This is a genomic window from Achromobacter sp. NFACC18-2 (genome assembly GCF_900108985.1).
Taxonomy (GTDB): Bacteria; Pseudomonadota; Gammaproteobacteria; order Burkholderiales; family Burkholderiaceae_B; genus Achromobacter.
The window spans coordinates 305,917-323,822 of record NZ_FNYM01000004.1 but is presented as its reverse complement, the minus strand read 5'-3'; the positions used below and the strand labels follow the sequence as shown (position 1 = coordinate 323,822).

General features: G+C 64.7%; 22 protein-coding genes. 5 read left to right on the top strand and 17 right to left on the bottom strand.

The features are described 5' to 3' along the window. Position 1: 1 nt before the first annotated feature. The 17 genes from BMW75_RS08480 to BMW75_RS08400 all read right to left on the bottom strand — a co-directional run bounded on the left by BMW75_RS08480 (position 2) and on the right by BMW75_RS08400 (position 14,632). Positions 2 to 325, bottom strand: a complete 324-nt coding sequence (locus tag BMW75_RS08480) for a hypothetical protein (protein WP_092578513.1) — start codon at positions 323 to 325, stop codon at positions 2 to 4. Between the two features lie 107 nt (positions 326 to 432). Then, a complete protein-coding gene (locus tag BMW75_RS08475) occupies positions 433 to 723 on the bottom strand; it encodes a contact-dependent growth inhibition system immunity protein (RefSeq protein ID WP_092578511.1) in 291 nt (96 codons plus the stop codon). Continuing rightward, entirely contained in the window at positions 723 to 917 is a 195-nt protein-coding gene (locus BMW75_RS08470; protein WP_092578509.1) for an RNase A-like domain-containing protein, read from the bottom strand. Before BMW75_RS08470 ends, BMW75_RS08475 begins: the two co-directional genes overlap by 1 nt. Positions 918 to 933: 16 nt before the next feature. Beyond that, entirely contained in the window at positions 934 to 1,488 is a 555-nt protein-coding gene (locus tag BMW75_RS08465) for an SMI1/KNR4 family protein (protein WP_092578507.1), read from the bottom strand. 26 nt (positions 1,489 to 1,514) lie between these two features. Then, positions 1,515 to 2,363, bottom strand: a complete 849-nt coding sequence (locus tag BMW75_RS08460; protein WP_076520510.1) for a class I SAM-dependent methyltransferase — start codon at positions 2,361 to 2,363, stop codon at positions 1,515 to 1,517. An 89-nt stretch (positions 2,364 to 2,452) separates the two neighbouring features. Then, on the bottom strand, positions 2,453 to 3,622 hold the full coding sequence (locus tag BMW75_RS08455; RefSeq protein WP_092578505.1) for a CMD domain protein: 1,170 nt from the start codon (positions 3,620 to 3,622) through the stop codon (positions 2,453 to 2,455). Positions 3,623 to 3,642: 20 nt separating this feature from the next. After that, positions 3,643 to 4,959: an acyl-CoA thioester hydrolase/BAAT C-terminal domain-containing protein gene (locus tag BMW75_RS08450; protein ID WP_092578503.1), complete on the bottom strand. Its 1,317-nt coding sequence runs from the start codon at positions 4,957 to 4,959 to the stop codon at positions 3,643 to 3,645. Between the two features lie 3 nt (positions 4,960 to 4,962). Then, on the bottom strand, positions 4,963 to 6,534 hold the full coding sequence (locus tag BMW75_RS08445; protein WP_092578501.1) for an ABC transporter substrate-binding protein: 1,572 nt from the start codon (positions 6,532 to 6,534) through the stop codon (positions 4,963 to 4,965). 75 nt (positions 6,535 to 6,609) lie between these two features. Next, positions 6,610 to 7,629: an ABC transporter ATP-binding protein gene (locus BMW75_RS08440; protein ID WP_092578499.1), complete on the bottom strand. Its 1,020-nt coding sequence runs from the start codon at positions 7,627 to 7,629 to the stop codon at positions 6,610 to 6,612. Next, positions 7,626 to 8,639, bottom strand: coding sequence for an ABC transporter ATP-binding protein (locus BMW75_RS08435; protein WP_092578497.1), 1,014 nt, complete (start codon positions 8,637 to 8,639; stop codon positions 7,626 to 7,628). The genes BMW75_RS08440 and BMW75_RS08435 overlap by 4 nt, the downstream gene beginning before the upstream one ends. Next, the gene (locus tag BMW75_RS08430; RefSeq protein ID WP_076520516.1) at positions 8,636 to 9,553 is read right to left on the bottom strand and encodes an ABC transporter permease; all 918 of its coding nucleotides are present in this window, start codon (positions 9,551 to 9,553) and stop codon (positions 8,636 to 8,638) included. The genes BMW75_RS08435 and BMW75_RS08430 overlap by 4 nt, the downstream gene beginning before the upstream one ends. Further along, positions 9,550 to 10,524, bottom strand: a complete 975-nt coding sequence (locus tag BMW75_RS08425) for an ABC transporter permease (protein ID WP_092578495.1) — start codon at positions 10,522 to 10,524, stop codon at positions 9,550 to 9,552. The genes BMW75_RS08430 and BMW75_RS08425 overlap by 4 nt, the downstream gene beginning before the upstream one ends. Further along, on the bottom strand, positions 10,521 to 11,990 hold the full coding sequence (locus BMW75_RS08420) for a flavin-containing monooxygenase (RefSeq protein ID WP_092578493.1): 1,470 nt from the start codon (positions 11,988 to 11,990) through the stop codon (positions 10,521 to 10,523). Before BMW75_RS08420 ends, BMW75_RS08425 begins: the two co-directional genes overlap by 4 nt. Further along, a complete protein-coding gene (locus BMW75_RS08415) occupies positions 11,987 to 12,964 on the bottom strand; it encodes a LysR family transcriptional regulator (RefSeq protein ID WP_076520519.1) in 978 nt (325 codons plus the stop codon). The genes BMW75_RS08420 and BMW75_RS08415 overlap by 4 nt, the downstream gene beginning before the upstream one ends. Before the next feature lie 168 nt (positions 12,965 to 13,132). After that, positions 13,133 to 13,813 (bottom strand): class I SAM-dependent methyltransferase, encoded by a 681-nt coding sequence (locus BMW75_RS08410; RefSeq protein WP_092578491.1) that lies wholly within the window; start codon positions 13,811 to 13,813, stop codon positions 13,133 to 13,135. Between the two features lie 81 nt (positions 13,814 to 13,894). Beyond that, positions 13,895 to 14,113 carry a hypothetical protein gene (locus tag BMW75_RS08405; protein ID WP_092578489.1) on the bottom strand — a complete coding sequence of 73 codons (219 nt, stop codon included), beginning with the start codon at positions 14,111 to 14,113 and terminating at the stop codon, positions 13,895 to 13,897. Between the two features lie 225 nt (positions 14,114 to 14,338). Then, positions 14,339 to 14,632 carry a hypothetical protein gene (locus tag BMW75_RS08400; protein WP_092578487.1) on the bottom strand — a complete coding sequence of 98 codons (294 nt, stop codon included), beginning with the start codon at positions 14,630 to 14,632 and terminating at the stop codon, positions 14,339 to 14,341. A gap of 169 nt (positions 14,633 to 14,801) precedes the next feature. On the opposite strand from BMW75_RS08400, the gene BMW75_RS29680 reads away from it, so the two are divergent. The 5 genes from BMW75_RS29680 to BMW75_RS08375 all read left to right on the top strand — a co-directional run bounded on the left by BMW75_RS29680 (position 14,802) and on the right by BMW75_RS08375 (position 17,886). Further along, positions 14,802 to 15,089 carry a hypothetical protein gene (locus tag BMW75_RS29680; RefSeq protein WP_254791962.1) on the top strand — a complete coding sequence of 96 codons (288 nt, stop codon included), beginning with the start codon at positions 14,802 to 14,804 and terminating at the stop codon, positions 15,087 to 15,089. A 341-nt stretch (positions 15,090 to 15,430) separates the two neighbouring features. Beyond that, positions 15,431 to 15,661: a BufA1 family periplasmic bufferin-type metallophore gene (locus BMW75_RS08390; RefSeq protein WP_254791969.1), complete on the top strand. Its 231-nt coding sequence runs from the start codon at positions 15,431 to 15,433 to the stop codon at positions 15,659 to 15,661. A 75-nt stretch (positions 15,662 to 15,736) separates the two neighbouring features. Then, a complete protein-coding gene (locus BMW75_RS08385) occupies positions 15,737 to 16,630 on the top strand; it encodes an MNIO family bufferin maturase (RefSeq protein ID WP_092578483.1) in 894 nt (297 codons plus the stop codon). Next, positions 16,614 to 17,402: an HvfC/BufC N-terminal domain-containing protein gene (locus tag BMW75_RS08380; protein ID WP_092578481.1), complete on the top strand. Its 789-nt coding sequence runs from the start codon at positions 16,614 to 16,616 to the stop codon at positions 17,400 to 17,402. Before BMW75_RS08385 ends, BMW75_RS08380 begins: the two co-directional genes overlap by 17 nt. Then, positions 17,395 to 17,886: a DoxX family protein gene (locus BMW75_RS08375; protein WP_092578477.1), complete on the top strand. Its 492-nt coding sequence runs from the start codon at positions 17,395 to 17,397 to the stop codon at positions 17,884 to 17,886. Before BMW75_RS08380 ends, BMW75_RS08375 begins: the two co-directional genes overlap by 8 nt. Positions 17,887 to 17,906: the final 20 nt, after the last annotated feature.

Below are 17,906 nucleotides of genomic sequence, written 5' to 3'. Positions count from 1 at the left end.
TTTATGAGCGACTGCTGGCGCGGGAGAGGACGAATGCCCGCAGTCCGAAGACGACGGGCAGGACAAGCATCGCGAGCCAGCCCGCCAGCCACGCGGCCCATGCCCAACGATATTGCCAGGAGATGAATTCTGGCGCGCCGTTGTCGTCGTACCAAGGGTCCATGGAGATCAGTATGAGACTCAAGGCATAGCAAAAAACCAAGGCCAGGAGCGCCGTGGTGATCGCGGATGGAACCGACTTTACCGAGCGATTCTTCCAGACGTAAGCAAGCCAGAACGCCAGGACGCCAAGGAATACAAGGGGGAAGAAAAGAACCATCATCATGGGATACGCTTGGCCTAGGCCTTATAACTCCCGGAAACTCGATGCAGTATCGCCTCCGACTGCGCAACGCGGCTGGAAGCGGAAACGGTCTTGTTAATAGATGCTGTTCAGCCGGTCAGAATTCTCTTCAGTTCCTCAAAGAACTCAGGGGTCGTGTATCCCAACCCTGCGGGTCGGAGCCAACCCCATCGTTGTTTGAACGCGGTTTCAATCTCAGGACCGTATTCAGCGATGAATTGGTTCATCTCCAAGCAGACCTGATCTACCCGCTGGTCATTGACCACATTTTCATAATCTTGGACCACGTCCTCAACGGTATCGCCAAAGGCCGCCCAGTCCTGATGGAACCATCCTGCGATCAGGACTTCGAGCTCGGGATATTTTTCTTGCTCAGTCATCAGAAATCCAGATACGCAGTCAATACGAAATACGGCATGGCGTTGTAGGTCTGCATCTTGAGGGTCACAACAATCTTTGTGCCCGCGACGACTTCAGTCGCGCCGTGAGCCAATACAACGCCCAAGTCCTCAACGAAGGTTCTTCTTAGCGGCAGCCGTTCGCCATTGGACGCAAATTTGGCCCAATTGCCCACGCGCTTAACCCAGGCCCTAATACTCCCCCAGAAACTCCTCCGGATCATTTTCAATCTCGACAATCGACCCCATTAGCAGCGCCGCAAAGCTCGGCGCCACCCAAGTGATTTGATCCGGATCATGCGTAAACGCGATGATCTGTCCCATCGTGCCCCCATCCCCCGGCGAGTGGTCGACCATCAGCAGCAGCGTTCCCGCGCCAAAGCTGGCGAAGGGCAGCCAGCCCTGATGAAACCAGCCTTCCCTGATGCGCGGATCGGCCGACGCCGGTTCATCGTAGCCGGCATATCGCGGCGCGCGATCGGACATGCGCGCCCGTTCGGCAATCGCTTCTTCCAACGACAGAAAATCGTAGCCGGTCAGATAACCCGGCCGCATGAACACCGGCACATCGCTTTCGCCCCCATCGGCCAGGAGCCAAGCCTGCGTGATGTCCGCAGAAATAGGGAAGCCGAGTTGTGCCTCTACCGCTTCCACCGCCGCTTTTGTCGCGCCCGGGTTGAGCTGTAGCGCGGATGCATGCGTGTCGTAGACCGTATGGACACGGTCCAGGTAGTTGGAGAAATTCATTGACGCCTGCGGTCCTTTTGTCAGATCTATGCAGCTTGGGGCAGGAAAAACCGGTCCTTCAATTCCTGCAAGCCAATCCGCTCCAGCATCTCCGTCAGCCGCTCCGCAGGCTTCCTGGTCGGTAGATTCTTGTACTGCGCAATGATCAGCTCATTCTTCATCGAATGCTCCCACCCGACGAGCTCGGTCACGCTGACCTGATACCCGTGGGCTTCCAGTTGCAGACAGCGCAGTACGTTGGTGATCTGGCTACCAAACTCCCGCGTATGCAGCGGATGCCGCCAAATTTCCGCCAATGGATCCGCCAAGGCCTTCGCCTTGTTCTTCCTTAGCACCGAAGCCACCTCAGCTTGGCAGCAAGGCACGACCACGATGTATTTCGCCTTCTTCTCCAGCGCAAAATGAATCGCGTCGTCGGTGGCGGTATTGCAGGCGTGCAAGGCGGTGACGACGTCGATGGACGCGGGCAGTTTGTCCGACGTAATCGACTCCGCAACCGACAGGTTCAAGAACGACATCCCCCCGAAGCCCAGCCGCTTGGCCAGTTCCTCTGACGACTTCACCAGTTCTTCCCGGGTTTCGATGCCGTAGATGTGGGAGCCGTTCTTCAGCGCCTCGGGCTGTTCCTTGAAGAACAGGTCGTACAGGATGAACCCCAGATACGACTTCCCCGCGCCGTGGTCGGCCAGGGTGACGGCGCCGCGTTGTTGTTGGACGTCCTTGAGCAGCGGTTCGATGAACTGGAACAGGTGGTAGACCTGCTTGAGTTTCCGGCGGCTGTCCTGGTTCATCTTGCCGTCGCGGGTCAGGATGTGCAGGGCCTTGAGGAGTTCGATCGACTGGCCGGGGCGGATGTCGTGGGTTTTTTCGGACATGGGGAAAGGCAAGCGCCCCGCTGGGGCGGGGCGCGTAGAGGTGCGGGAAGGGGCATTTTACCCCTCCGCGTGTCAGACACCAGGGCGCGTCAGACCGTCACGAGGACCGGTTCGCCAAGATTCAGCATCAAGCGGTTCGCCCACGCAAAGATCGCGTCCGAATGCAGCAGATCCAGGATCTCGCCGTCGTTCAGGCCCACATCCTTCAGGGCCTGGATGCTGTCCGCGTTCACGTCGGCCTGCGCCTCGGTGATCTGGATCGAGAACTTGCCGATGGCCTGCTCACGCTTCGTGGTGCCCGCCGTGGCCGGATCCTCAAACACCTGCCCTATCACGTCATTGCGCTTGGCCAGTTGCTCGAACCGCTGCGCATGCACCGATGCGCAGTACACGCAGCCGTTCACGCGCGACACGACGGTGGCGCCCAGTTCGCGTTCGGCGCGCGACATGCCGCCCGGGGCGTACATGATGGCGTTGAAGGCCGTGGAGCGCTGGCGCAGGATTTCCGGCTGGTGGACCAGGAACAGGTAGTAGTCCGAGACCTTGGCCTTGGGGTGGCTTTCTTCCAGGACGGCGATCTGTTCGGGCGTGGCGGTGTCGACGTTCACCACATCCAGCCAGGCCTTCCATTCCAGGACTTCGTTGGTGAAGCCGTGGGCCTTGATGACGGCGCCGGGCTCGGTGTTGCCGGGGTTGATCACGGCGGTTGCGTCGTCGGCGGCGGCACCGGAACGCTGTCCTTCAGCAGCCTTCATCGCGACCAGCCCCGCCACCAGGCGCGTCTGGTACGACAGGAAGGCGATCAGTTGCGACAGGGTGACCACGGCAGGCGTGGAGACGCCGGCGGCGGGCAGGGTTTTCAGCGCGGCTTCGTCGCCTTCGACCGGCTTTTCGATCAGCTTGCGCGTGTATTCCAGCACGGCGGCCAGTTGCGGGTTGGCGGCGTCAGTCGGCTTGCCCGATTCCGCGACGGCGATGTCCGCCGCCGCAACTCCCGCTTCCACCGCGCGGGCGCGGTAGTGAGCCGCCAGCAGCGGCGACGGCGTGATGCGCGTGGCATACAGCGCAACCAGCAGGCGGTCGGCCAGCGAAAGGCCGGGCAGGGCCGGATCAAACAGGGCGTCGTAGCTGCCTTGCGTGGCGGCGGCGACCTTGTCGCGCTTGTGGCGCACGTCGAAAGTGGGGTTGCCGGGCGCAAGGCCCACGAGCTGGTCGACGACGTCCTTGCTGATGTCGTAGACGATGGGTTGTTGTGCCATTGAGGAGGTCTCCTTGAATGTCATTTGGCGGGCGCTGCCGCCGCGCCCTTGGCCTTTACCGCGGCGTCCAGGAACGTCTTCACGCCTTCCCAGGATTCCTGGTCGGCGCGGGCGTTGTCCTTGGGATTGCCGCCGCTGGTGCTGATCTTGCCGGACACCGGATGGGCGTAGACGAGCTGCGTGGTGGGCACGTAGGGGAACAGGATGGAGTGTCCGCCGTTCTCGTAATCCAACCACTGCACCGGATACGGGTGCTGCACCTGAACCAGCTTGTCCTGCACCATCTTCGAGTACAGGCTGGACGGCCACGAGCCGTCGTCGGTGCCGGACAGCAGCATGACCGGGCCTTCGATGTCTTCCACGCGGATGCGGGCGCGGGCGACGGCGTCGGGGTCTTGCAGGGCGGTCAGGATGGCCCTTTCGTGGCGATGGGGCGCGGGGCCTTCATCGAACGGGGCCCAGGTGGCCGTGCGGTTGTTTTCCCAGACGTGGGGGATGGGCTTGCCGCCCAGCAGCCACGTGGGGCCTTCGCGGCCGATCTTGGGGTCGCAGGCGTTCTGGCCGCTGTGGACGACGGCGCCGGGCACGTAGGCGACGACGGCCGACACTTCCTTGGGGAAGGTGGCGCCCAGCAGCAGCACCAGTTCGCCGCCGCGCGACTGGCCGCTGATGGCGACGAAGTCGTGTTTGGGCTGGACCTTCTTGCGCAGCCAGCGCAGGCCGGTCTGGAAGTACTCCAGCGGGGTGTTGGAGATGTAGTCGGACAGGCCCGGTGCCTTGAAGTACGCCAGCGCAAAGGCGGCGTAGCCGCGCGAGGCGTACAGGGCGGCGCGCGGTTCGTTGATGCCGCCGCCAGAGCCGTTGAGGATCATGACGGCGGGATGCGATCCCGGGGCGCTGCCGGCGGGCAGGTACAGGGTGCCGACCAGGCCATCCTCGCGGACTTCCACGCGCGTGACGCCTTCAGCCGCCAGGCGCTGTGTGAAGCGGGCGCGCGCCTCGGCGCCCGCCACGCGCGCCACCACGTCGGTGACCAGGGCGTCGGTCACCGGCTGGTTGAAGTATTCGCGGCTCTTGCCGTCCTCGGGAGATTGCGACCAGACCAGGCCCATCGGGGACAGGCCGGCGTAGTCGCCCGAGACGGGCGCGTCGCGGGTCAGGTCGACGACGCCGTCTTCGCCTGCCGTGTAGGTGGCCTGGGCTTGCCAGAGCACACCGTTGCGGCGGGTGAGGGCGGTGATGTCGACGGTCGCGCCGGGCGCGACGTGTTCGACGCGGATCTGGCGCGGGACGTCGATCAGGGCGTCCGCGGGGGCGATGGTCAGGGTCGGCGCCATGGCTTACTTGTCCGAGACCTTGGTGACCATCATGGCGGCCGTGCGGTCGCTGGTCATCGGGGTGACCTTCAGGCCCTTCTTGGTCGCCCAGATGTTCTTGTAGTGGAACAGCGGGATGATGCCGACGTCGTCGGACACGATCTTGACGGAGTCGCGCAGGATGGCTTCACGCTTGGCGACGTCGAATTCCGAGGTGGATTGCTCCAGCGCGGTGTCGACCTTGGGGTTGCTGTAGCGGCCCCAGTTGGAAGCGCCCAGGCCCTTCTTGGCGTCGGCGGTGGCCAGGATGTTGACCAGCGCGTAGCTGCCTTCACCCGTGCCGTTGCCCCACGCCAGCATGCTGACGGCGAATTCGTTCTTGTTGGCGCGGCCCGAATACACGGCCCACGGCACGACTTCCACTTGCGTCTTCACGCCCACGCGGGTCCAGAACTGCGCGACCGCCTGGGCCGTTTCCGGGCCTTGCGGGTAGCGGTCGTTGGGCACGTGCATGGTGAGCTTGAAGCCGTCGGGAAAGCCCGCTTCGGCCAGCAGCTTCTTGGCTTGCGCGACGTCGTTGGGGATGTCCTTGACGTCGGGGTTGTAGCCGAAGGTGCCCTTGGGCATCCACTGGTTGGCTTCGGTGGCGGCGCCTTGCAGGATGCGGTCGGCGATGGCCTTGCGGTTGATGGCCAGGTTCAGGGCCTGGCGCACGCGCACGTCCAGGAGCGGGTTCTTGTCCAGCGGCTTGCCGTTGTTGTCGGTGATGTACTGGTTGGGCGCGGGGTTGAAGCTGGGTTGCAGCAGCATGACGCGCAGGCCGTCGTACGGGTAGACCGAGATGTTGGAGGCCTTTTGCAGCTTGGCCAGGTCGGACACCGAGACCTTGTCGATCACGTCCACGTCGCCGGCCAGGAGCGCGGCGGTGCGGGCGGCGGCGTTGTTGATGTAGCGGTAGTTGACCTTGTCCCAGATCTGCTTGTCGCCCCAGTAGGCGTCGTTGCGTTCCATCAGGACGCGGTCGCCGGGGGTGTAGGAGACGAACTTGTAGGGGCCGGTGCCGACCATCGCCTTGCCCGAGTTGTAGTCTTCGGTCGAGGACTTTTCGCCGACGTGCTTGCTGACGACGTGGACGGACGCCAGGTTCAGGGGCAGGTCGGGGTTGGGCGCCTTGGTTTTGACGATGAGGGTCAGCGGGTCCTTGGCGGTCATCGTGTCGATGGTGCGCAGGTAGCCGGCGTAGGTGGCGACGCTGCCCGGCACGGCGCGGGCGCGGGTGTAGGAATAGATCAGGTCGTCGGCGGTGAACGGGGTGCCGTCCTGCCACTTGACGCCTTCACGCAGCTTGAATTCCCAGGTGGTGTTGTCCAGCGGCTTCCAGCTCACGGCCAGGCCAGGCTGCAGCTTGTTCCACTTGTTTTCGATCAGCAGGTCCCAGAAGTGCAGGGCCACCGAGCGGTCGCCGGCGTGGTTGTTCAACTGCGGGTCCAGCGACGACAGCGGGTCGGCGAAGCCGATCGACAGGTTGTCGGCGGAGGCGGCGGCCGAGGCGCCCAGGATGGCGGCGGTCAGGGTCGAGAGAATCAGGCGTTTCATTGTCCGGGGTCCTTGGTATAGGGGGGAACGGTGTGGGTCCAGCGGCTGCGGCGGTGGGGCCGCAGCCATTGATCGTCAGGCCATGTCGTTCAGGTGACAGGCGCTCAGGTGGTTGATGGCGATTCCCTTGAGCGTGGGAACTTCGGTCTTGCAGCGCGGCATCGCATGCGGACATCGCGGATGGAAATGGCAGCCGCCGGGCGGGTTGAGCGGGCTGGGGATCTCGCCCTTGATCGCGGTGAAGGTCTTGTGGCGCGATTTCAGGGTGGGGATCTCGGCCAGCAGCGCCTGCGTGTACGGGTGGTTGGGACGGCGGAAGACTTCTTCCACGGTCGCCGTCTCCACGACGCGGCCCAGGTACATGATGACGACGCGGTCGGACAGGTGTTCGACGACGCCCAGGTCATGGCTGATGAAGAGATAGGTCAGGTTGAGTTCTTCGCGCAGGTCCATGAACAGGTTCAGGATCTGCGCCTGGATCGACACATCCAGCGCGGCCACGGCTTCGTCGCAGACCAGCATGGACGGCTGCACGGCCAGCGCGCGGGCGATGCCGATGCGCTGGCGCTGGCCGCCACTGAACTGGTGCGGGTAGCGTTGGCGCAGGGCGGGGTCCAGGCCGGCGCGTTCCAGTTGCGCGCTGACGTAGTCATCGAAGTCGCCGTTGCCGACCAGGCCGTGGATGCGGGCCGCTTCGCCCACGATCTCGTCCACGCGCAGGCGCGGGTTGAGGCTGGCGTAGGGGTCCTGGAAGATCATCTGCACTTTCAGGCGCGCGGCGTGGGCCTCGGCGGCATTCATGTCAGCGGGGCGCACGCCGTTGACGCGGACCTCGCCGCCCGACGGCGTGAGCAGGCCGGCGGCGATGCGGCCCAGCGTGGACTTGCCGCAGCCGGATTCGCCGACCAGGCCGACGACTTCCCCGGGATTCACGATGAGGTCCACGTGGTCCACCGCGCGCGTGATCGCGGGCGGCTTGGACAGGCCCAGCGACTGCATGGCGCGGCCGGCGGCGCCGATCTTGCGTTCGGCGAAACGCTTGCTGACCTGGCGCAGGTCGATCAGCGGGGTGGGGGTGTGGGCGGTCGCGCTCATGCCGCCACCTCGCGGTGGATCTGGATGGAAGGATGGAAGCAGCGCACGTTGTGTTCGGGTAGGGCTTGGGTGATGCCGGGTTGCTGGCCGCAGGCGGCGGTGGCGCGCGCGCAGCGCGCCGCGAACGCACAGCCGGCCGGCAGGTGCAGCAGGTTCGGCGTCATGCCGGGAATCTGGCGCAGGCGCTGGCCGCGCGCGTTGTTGCTGGGCAGGCTGTCGATCAGCCCCACCGTGTACGGGTGTTGCGGCCGGTCCAGCACGTCGTCGACCTTGCCGTGTTCGACGATGCGCCCGGCATACATGACGGCCACGTCGTCAGCCAGGCCGGCGACGACGGACAGGTCGTGCGTGATCCAGATGAGGCTGGTGCCGTGCTGCTGCGCGAGCTTCTGCACTTCGGACAGGATCTGCGCCTGGATGGTGACGTCTAGCGCGGTGGTCGGCTCGTCGGCGATGATGAGGTCCGGGCGGTGCAGCATGGCAATCGCGATGGCCACGCGCTGACGCATGCCGCCGGACAGTTGATGCGGATAGGCCCGCAGGCGCTCCTCGGGACTGGGAATGCCCATCATGCCCAGCGTGTCGCGCGCCAGGATGCGGGCCTGCTCTTTGCTCATCTTGTTGTGGGCGCGCACCGTCTCGATCATCTGCACGTCCACCCGCAGCACGGGGTTCAGCGTCATCATCGGATCCTGGAAGATCATGGCGATGCGGTTGCCCTGCAGGCGGCGCAGTTCGCGCGGGGGCAGCTTGGTCAGGTCGCGGCCCTTGAACAGGACTTCGCCGCCGACGATGCGGCCCGGCGCGTCGACCAGACCCATGATGGAAAAGCCCGTCACGGACTTGCCCGAGCCGGACTCGCCGACCAGGCCCAGGATCTTGCCGCGTTCCAGCGTAAAGGAGACGCCGTCCACGGCGGGCAGCACGCCCGCGCGGGTATGGAAATGGGTGCGCAGGTCGCGCACTTCAAGCGTGGCCGGCGCGCCAGCCGGGGCGGAGCGGTCGGTCATTTGTGGGTCCTCGGGTTCAGCACGTCGCGCAGGCGGTCGCCCACCAGGTTGATCGCCACGATGGTGATCAGCAGCGCGATGCCGGGGTAAAAGCTGATCCAGTATTCGCCGGACAGCATGTATTGGAAGCCGTTGGAGATCAGCAGGCCCAGCGACGGTTCGGTCACGGGCACGCCCAGGCCCAGGAAGCTCAGCGTGGCTTCCAGCGTGATGGCGCGCGCGATCTGCAGCGTGCCGATGACGATCAGCGGCGGCAGGCAGTTGGGCAGGATGTGCTTGAGCATGATCCGCCAGTTGGGGATGTCCAGGCAGCGGGCGGCTTCCACGTATTCGCGGCGGCGCTCGACCAGGGCCTGGCCGCGCGCGGTGCGGGCGTAATAGGCCCATTCCAGGATCACCAGCGTCAGCACCACGTTGCCCACGCCCTTGCCCAGGTAGGCCAGGATCATCATGGCCACCAGGATCGACGGGAACGACAGGATCAGGTCCACCAGGCGCATGATGAAGGCGTCGACCTTGCCGCCGGCGTAGGCCGCCAGGAGGCCCAGCAGCGTGCCGATGACGCCGGCGATCAGCGCCGAGCCCACGCCCACCATCAGGCTGATGCGCAGGCCATACAGGATGCCCGACAGCAGGTCGCGGCCCTGGCCGTCGGTGCCCAGCCAGTAGTGGAAGGTCTCCAGGCCGTTCATGGTGCCCGGCGGCAGGCGCGAATCCAGCACGTCGATCTGCAGCAGGTCATAGGGGTTCTGCGGCGAGATCCAGGGCGCCAGCACGGCGGCCAGGATCAGCAGCGTCGCCACCACCAGGCCCAGCACGGCCGTCTTGGACGACAGGAACTCGGCCAGGTTGCGGCGCCATGGCGACTCGCGGCGCAGGACGGGCGCCTGCGCGGTTTGGGATACGGAACTCATGCCGTGGCCTCCAGCCGCACCCGGGGGTCCAGCACTTTGTACAGAATGTCGACGATCAGGTTCAGCGTCACGAACAGGCACACCACCACGATCAGATAGGCCACGATCACCGGCCGGTCCAGCGCGTTCAGGCTGTCCAGGATCAGCTTGCCGGCGCCGGGCCACGCGAAGATGCTTTCGGTGATGACGGCGAACGCGATGGTCGAGCCCAGTTCCAGGCCCAGCACCGTCACCAGCGGGATCATGGTGTTGCGCAGCACGTGCACACAGACCACGCGCAAGGGCGACAGGCCCTTGGCGCGCGCGAATTTCACGAAGTCCAGCGGCATCACGTCGCGCACGCCGGCGCGGGTCAGGCGGATCACCAGCGAGATCTTGAAGAGCGACAGGTTGAACGCCGGCAGGATCAGGTGGCGCCAGCCGTCGGCCGTCAGCCACGACCACTGGAAGCCCAGGAACTCCACCGTCTGGCCGCGGCCGCTGGCCGGCAGCCAGCCCAGCGACACGCTGAATGCCATGATCAGCATCAGCGCCACCCAGAAGGTGGGCAGCGAGAAGCCGACGATGCTGCCCGCCATGATCGTCTTGGACACGCGGCTGTCGGGATACAGACCGGCGAAAAGGCCCAGCGGCAGGCCGATGATGACGGCGAAGGAAAGCGCGGTGATGGCCAGTTCAAGCGTGGCCGGCAGACGCTGGATCACCAGCTCGATCGCGGGGATGTTGTAGACAAAGCTGTTGCCCAGGTTGCCGTGCAGCGCCCCGTTCAGGAAGGCCAGGTACTGTTGCCACAGGGGCTTGTCCAGGCCAAGTTCGGCGATGATGCGCGCGCGGTCCACCTGGTCCACGTCCTGGCCGATCAGGATGTCCACGGGGTTGCCGATGGCGTGCAGCCCCACGAAGACGATCAACGTCATCAGGAACACGACCACGGCGGCCTGCGCCACGCGGCGTAGCAGCCATGCGGTCATTGCGCGGTCTCCGCCTGCGCGGCCGGGGCGGGGGCCGGGGTCCACTCGTCGCCGAACACCTCGGGCTCGGAGAACGCTTCCATGTTGGCGTAGTGCGTGGCGACGTCTTCGCGGTAGAAGAGGCCGGCAATGCCTTGCGCCAGGCGCTTGGCGCCTTCGCTGATGGCGGGGATGTCGCCCGAAATGGTGCCTTGCGTCAGCGCGGCGGGGTACGAGAAGCAATGCACCCGATCCAGGCCGGGGCAGGCGCCGGGGACCTTTTCCTGCAGTTCGAAGACCGCACCCAGGTCGGGCGAGTCATGCAGTTCCTGGTCTTCCTCGCCGGGGGGCGGGGTGTAGCGGTCGCCCCAGGCGCGCACGTGCGGGGCCAGCGGCGCGAATTCCGGGCGCACGGTCCAGTCGATGCGAAAGCCCGTGGAGAAGATCAGGAAGTCCAGCACGAACACGCCTTTGGGCGTGGTGACGTGGATCTCGTCATCGATCAGCGCCAGGTCCTGCACGCCGCAGCCCAGGTTGAAAAAGGCGTTCGGATGGCGCGATACGCGCAGCGTGCTGCCGCGCGGCGGCGGGACTTGCGCGGCGTTGATGTAATGGCGGATCTTCCACTTCCATTCGTCGGGCAGCGTCAGGTGGCCGTGGGTCAGGCCGGGGTTGCCGGCGCCCTTGCCTTTGTTGATGCGGGGAATGTCGTTGCGGCGGATCAAGAGGTCCACGCTGGCGGCGCCGGCTTCCAGCGCGGTCGCGGCGCTGTCCATGGCGGATGCTCCCGCGCCCACGACGCCCACGCGCTTGCCGGCCAGGGTGTTGTAGTCCATCACGTCGGACGAGTGCGCCCAGCGGTCGCGCGGCAGTTTCTTCGCAAAGTCGGGCACGTACGCGCCGCCCAGGCCGTCGCGGCCCGTGGCCAGCACGACGCGGCGGGCCAGCACGGTGCTGCGTCCGGCGGGCGATTCGATGTCCAGCGCGACCAGCCTGTCGGCGCGCGGCTGCACCGACAGGATGCGGTGTTCGTTGCGCACGTCCAGCGCCAGCACGCGGCGGTACCAGCGCAGGTAGTCCATCCATTGCAGGCGCGGGATCTTGTCCAGCGCTTCCCAGGCGTCCAGTCCGAACTGCGCTTCGAACCACGCGCGGAACGTCAGCGCGGGCAGACCCAGCGCGGGGCCGGTCAACTGCTTGGGCGAGCGCAGCGTTTCCATGCGGGCGGTGGTGGCCCAAGGGCCTTCATAACCTTCGGGCGCCTGGTCGAAGATCGGCGCATCGATGCCCAGGTGCTTGAGCGACGCGGCGGCCGCAAGACCCGCCATGCCGCCGCCGATGATGGCCACGTCCAGCACCTGATTCCCGTCGACCAGGCGGGGCGTCACCCAGTTCTTGGCGGGCAGTTCCAGCCAGGACAGGTCTTGCCGAAGGCGCGCCTCCAGGGCGGGCAGGCCTTGCGGCGGGGTGGCGAGGGGAAGATTCATAGTGCGGGTGTTTCCATGACAGGGGCGTCATCGCCGTAGATCGACTGCAACAGCGCCGAATGCTCGGAGGCATCGTGCAGCACGAAGCCCGGCAGCAGCGCGGCGGCGGCGTCGGCCAGCGCGTCCGCCATGGCCTGGCAGGCCGGCGTCAGCGTTTGCGACTGGGGGGTGATGACCCCGAAAAAGAAGGGGATGTCCAGGTCGATGGGCCGGATCGCCACGCCCGTCATGGGCGAGCCGTAGGCGGTCACGGGTTCCAGCACCGACACGCCCAGGCCGGCGCGTACCGCGGCCAGGGCGTTGATGGACGAATTGGTTTCGATGGTGCCCAGGGCCCGCCCGTTCTGCGCCAGCGCGGCGTCCAGGCGGCGGCGCAGGCGATAGGGGTTGGCCATGGTGATGAGGCGGCGTCCGGCCAGGGCCGACACCGGCACCACGGACTGTTGCGCGACCGGATCGTCGTCGGGCAGGGCGACCACGCAGGGCGCCTGCCCGATCCAATGCACCGTCAGGCCGCGATGCTCCAGCGGCAGGCTGGTCGCGCCCAGTTGGGCGGCGCCTGACAGCACGGCGTGCACCACGCGTTCGGGCGATGCGCTGCGCAATTGGATGCGCGCGGCGCCGACCCGGTCTTCGATGCGTTTGAGCGCGGCCGGCGCCAGTCCCGCGGCCAGGGCGGAGGTGGCGGCCACCAGAAGCGGCTGGGCATGGCCGCGCGCAATTTCTTCCGCGCGGCTGCGGATCTGCTGCAGGCTGGCCAGCGCGCGTTCAACGTCGTCATACAACAGAAAGCCCTGCTCGGTGGGCGTCACGCGGGGACCGCTGCGCGCAAACAGGGGGTAGCCGATCTCGGCCTCCAGCTCTTGCAGCAAACGGCTGATCGCGGGCTGGGAGCGTCCAAGCAGCCGTCCCGCGGCGGTGACGCTGCCCGTGGACATGACGGCCGCAAAGGCCTCGAGTTGACGAAGTTCCATGGGTGTTGATTTATGCCAAGGACGAATTCTGGCGGGTCAAGTATGCGCTTTGCAAATAATTAAAGCGCATAAGCAAATTCCCTAATGGGGTTTACCTTAGGGAATTTCATAACGCCGAGTTATTTCAAGCGGCTGGCCGGCCCATGGGTGCCGGCGCGCTGGGGCGGGCTACCCTGGGCGCGTGGCGCAGACCCAGTACTGGCCGCCCAGCGGCAGCCAGCCCAGGTGCTTTTCCATCCAGATGAGGGCCGACAGTTTCGGTGGAATGAAAAGGCAGTACGCCAAGGCGGTCAGGTCCAGGTCCGCCTTCCGGATCAGGGACTTAAGCTCGGCGGGCTTGAGCAGGACGGCGTCGGCGTCGTAGATGCAGTTATTCACGATGCGCCGCGTCACCGGGTTGTAGGGGTTGTGCTCGAAGACGTAGACCGACCCGCCCGGTTTCAGGCGCTTTGCCAGACTGTTGGTGGTGGCCTGCCGCTCGGACGGGGGGATGTGGTGATAGACGCTGGCAACGAAGATCAAGTCGTAGCCTTCGCCTTCGTACGAACCGTCTTCCAGGAAGAAGGTGTTGTCCGGGTGTTCCTGGCGCGCCATGTCCAGGCTGGCGGGCGACACGTCCGAGCCTTCGATGACGGCGTCCGGAAAATACTGCTTCAGGAAGGGGATGTTGCGGCCGATGCCGCACCCGTATTCCAGGATGCGGGCTGGCGGCGCCGGGATGGCCTTGTGGACCAGTTCGACCTTGTATCGCGCGAAGTACGCGTCGTTTTCCGAAAAGAAGCCGACGCTTTCGCGCAGAAGCTTGTTGTAGTTTTCGGTGTGCTCATCGAAATCAACCTTCCCGCTCATCGCCTGGCGCTCCTTTCGAGGACCTGAAAATGCTACAGCCTCGCCGGGACCCCAGGAATGGGAGTTGTCCCAGGGGGCGGGCTATTTCCCCATCAGCATCGCGCGGCCTTTGGCGGTCAGCACCACCACGGACTCCCCGCGCACGGGGCTTTCTTCCTGGGTCATGTCGATGAGCCCGTTGGCGGTGGCGTCCTCCCAGGCCGACAGCCGCGGGCAATTGGTGCGCCATGCCTCCATGGTTTCGGAATAGGTGCGAGGCCGCGCCGCGATCCACAGCAGGAACTGCACCAGGTTGCCCATCTGGGACGCGCCGGGCTCGATGTCTGTGTTCGGGGCTATCGCTGGGGCTATCGCTGGGTCTACATCCGGGTCTACGTTTGGAACGTCAGGCATGGGGCGCCTCCAAGAAAGGGCCAAGAATGCGTCTTGACGATACTCCTGGATATGCGCGCAAGCCAGTTCTTGCCGCCCGGCCATCGCCGGGATCTGCCCCGGCCCGCGCGGGGCCACCGGGATACGGGAAAGCTAGCGCGGCGCCATCCCCTTGCGCAGCTTGTCCGGTGATTCCATCAGCGAGGCCGTCAGGTCGTCGCGTTCAAGCACGCAGGGCTCGGTGCGCAGGTCTTTCATGAATTCGTCGTAGAGTTCGCCCGTGATTCCCGCCGGGCGCTTGAAGTCGCCCGACAGTTGATAGGCGCGCAGCAGCACCGACCGCAGCCGCTTGACCTCCCAGAGCAGGGAGATGACGTCGGTGTTCCAGGGCTGACGTTCGCGGATGAGGCGCAGGTCGGCGTGAGAGAGGGGGGCTTTGAACGGCATGACGGAAAATACTGTTTATATATACAGTATAGTCCGTCTAAAACGGTGACGTGTCATCAGGGGTTTCGTCAGCTTGCGGCGTGGGGCTTGCGTACGGCATCCGGTCATCTGACGGTGATGCACCGAAGCGTATTCAACCGCAGTACGATACTTGCGTGTTTCTGGCGGAATGCTGCCGCAAGCGGCAGCCGAAAATTTCGATTTGGCCCGATTTCAAGCCCTGCAGTTTGTCGTCGCCGGCACCGGGAGACATGTCATGGCCACCCATTTACATGACTGCGACACTTTGATGCTGGCCGCCCAGACGGAAGACCAGGCTGCTATTTCCCGTCTACTTGCGGTGTGTCAGGCCGACCCGCGCCGCTATGCCCACAAACATAGCCTCCATCGCGCTTTCGAAGCGTTGACCATCGCTGAAATCGCCGCCTGCGAGACGGCGAAAAAATCAAGTAGCTGACTGGCCGCGTCGTTGCCGCTCACGGCAAACGTCATCTTTCACTGCCTTGTTTGGATGATCTTCATGACGGATCTCCCAGAGCCAAATTCGTACCTGATCGCGACAAATTTTTTGGAGTCTTCCGAACCATTCGGCTCGCTTCCCACCTCCTAGAAGTTGAGGCTGGCAATTGCCGGCCCCTGACGCACGGCCGCTGTCGGCTGCTTTCATTCACCCAGGAGACAACCATGTCCAACCGCATTCTGTCCGCCACCATTGCCACGGCATTCGCTGCTGCGCTCGGCACTGCCGCCGCGCCTGTCTCATCTCAGAGCATGGGCAAGACCGAGATGGAGAAAAAAATGCAGGAGAATCAGGCCAAAAGCATGGAAACGATGAAATCCGGCAAGTTTGAAAAGTGCTATGGCGTCGCCCTCAAGGGACAAAACGACTGTTTCGCGGGTGCCGGCACAAGTTGCGCGGGCACCAGCACCGTCGATTACCAGGGCAACGCCTGGAAACTGGTCGCAAAGGGAACATGCACCACTATCTCGACGCCGGCCGGCAAGGGCAGCCTGACATCCAAGTCCTGAGACACGCGATCAACCGGGGGGGGGGCGGCGGCGGCATCCCTCCCGCTCACCGGGTTTGCGAAGCAGAGGTTTGCCATGGGCGCTAACCAGACCGCGCATACCGTCGGGCCGGCTTTTTATGCTCGCGCAGGAGTCGGCCTCAAGGCCGACCACTACCAGGCCATCATCCAGACGCGGCCGGATGTGGGCTTCTTTGAAGTCCATGCAGAAAACTACATGGGTGCCGGTGGGCCGCCTCACCGCTATCTGACTGCCATCCGGGAACGATATCCGCTGTCGCTGCATGGGGTTGGCCTGTCTATTGGCGCCGACAGGCCGCTCGACACGGATCATCTGCAACGCCTCAGAGCGCTGAATGACCGCTACGAGCCCGTCCTGTTCTCCGAACACCTGGCCTGGTCTTCGCACGGCAACGGATACCTCGACGATCTCCTGCCGATTCCCTATACCACCGAGGCCCTGTGCCACGTCTGCAGGCACATCGACCAGGTCCAGGCCGCAATGGGTCGGCAAATGCTGCTTGAGAACCCGGCGACGTACCTCTGGTTCGTGGAAAGTACTTGGCGCGAGACAGATTTCATCCGGGAGATCGCACGACGAACCGGATGTGCGCTGTTGCTAGACGTGAACAACGTCCACGTGGCATGCGTGAACCAGCAATGGAGCGCACTTGACTACCTCAATGATTTTCCCCTCGGCGACGTACGGCAGATTCACCTGGCCGGTCATACCCGCCAGACGGATGAGCGGGGGCGTCCCTTGCTGATCGACTCGCACGACCAGTGCGTGGACGAGCGAGTTTGGGAGCTTTTCAGGTTGGTCATCCGCCGTACAGGGCCCATGCCCACGCTTATCGAGCGGGACGCCAACATTCCCGCCTGGCCCGAATTGCTGGCGGAAGCAATGATGGCCGAGGCCCAGATGACGCTGTCTACCGCCCAGGAGCGGAGCCATGGAAAGTCTGGCTGATCGGCTAGAGGAATTCGCTTCGGCGCTGCTGAACGCCGATCGCGCGGTGCCGCCGGGCCTGGTCGGCCCCGATGGCGTGCCGTGCGTCCGTCGGTTTGCCGTGTACCGAAACAATATCTTCGTGGGGCTGACCGAGGCGCTGCGCGCTGCTTTCCCCTGTGTCGTCAGGCTGGCGGGGGACGAGTTCTTTACGGCGATGGCCCGGATCTTCGTGGCAGCCCGACCGCCCAGCACGCCTGTGCTGCTGCATTACGGCGCCGATTTTCCAAACTTCATTGCGTCTTTTCCTCCCGCTGACTCCTTGCCGTACCTCGCCGATGTGGCCCGCATCGAGCGCGCTGCGACCGAGGCTTATCACGAGCGGGAGGCGTGCCCCTTAACGCCGATCGCGCTTGCGAACATATCGCCTGGGCAGACGCCTAGGCTGCGGTTCAAGCTTCATCCTTCCATCCGCCTCGTGCGCTCGCGATTGCCAGCCTTCACGATCTGGCGGATGAACATTGCCGATGGCGCACCGGCGCCGGTGGATCTTTCCGAGGCGCAGGACACGATGGTGCTGCGCCCCGACGCCGTGGTGGACGTACGCTGCGTACAGCCAGCCAGCCATGACTTCCTGGCCGCGCTCGGTCAGGGGCTGACGCTGTCGCAGGCGGTGGAATCAGCGCTGTCTGTCGACCTCGATTTCGACCTGGCGGAGAATTTGCGGGAACTGATCCTGATGGGGGCCTTTGTCGGCTTTGAGTTGGAGGCCGGGGAGAACGATCATGAATAACACGAAAACGACGAAAGGTTGGTCAGGATTGCGGGGCGCCGCGAACGGCATGATCGACACAATGACAAAGGTCGCGGGCATGGTCGCGCCGCTCTTTCTGCGGGTGGCTTTGGCATTGCCCTTCTTCAAGTCGGGCCTCACCAAATGGGACGGGTGGCTGGTGCTGTCGCCGTCCGCGACCTATTTGTTCCAGGAGGAATTCAAGCTGCACATCCTCGGGCAAGTCTATGACTTACCCGCCCCGGGCGTGCTGGCGTTTGCCACCGGCTTGGCCGAAATTGTCTTTCCGATTTTGCTGATTCTGGGGCTTGCGACGCGCTTCAGTGCGCTCGGCCTGCTGGGGATGACGGCGGTGATCCAACTCATCGTGCCGGATGGGTGGGCAAACTTTCACCTGCCGTGGGCAACCTTGGCGATCGCGTTGATCGCCATCGGGCCAGGCCCGCTTTCCGTTGACCATTGGATTCGCGGACGCTTCGGATGACCCTGCTCGCATTGCGCGTC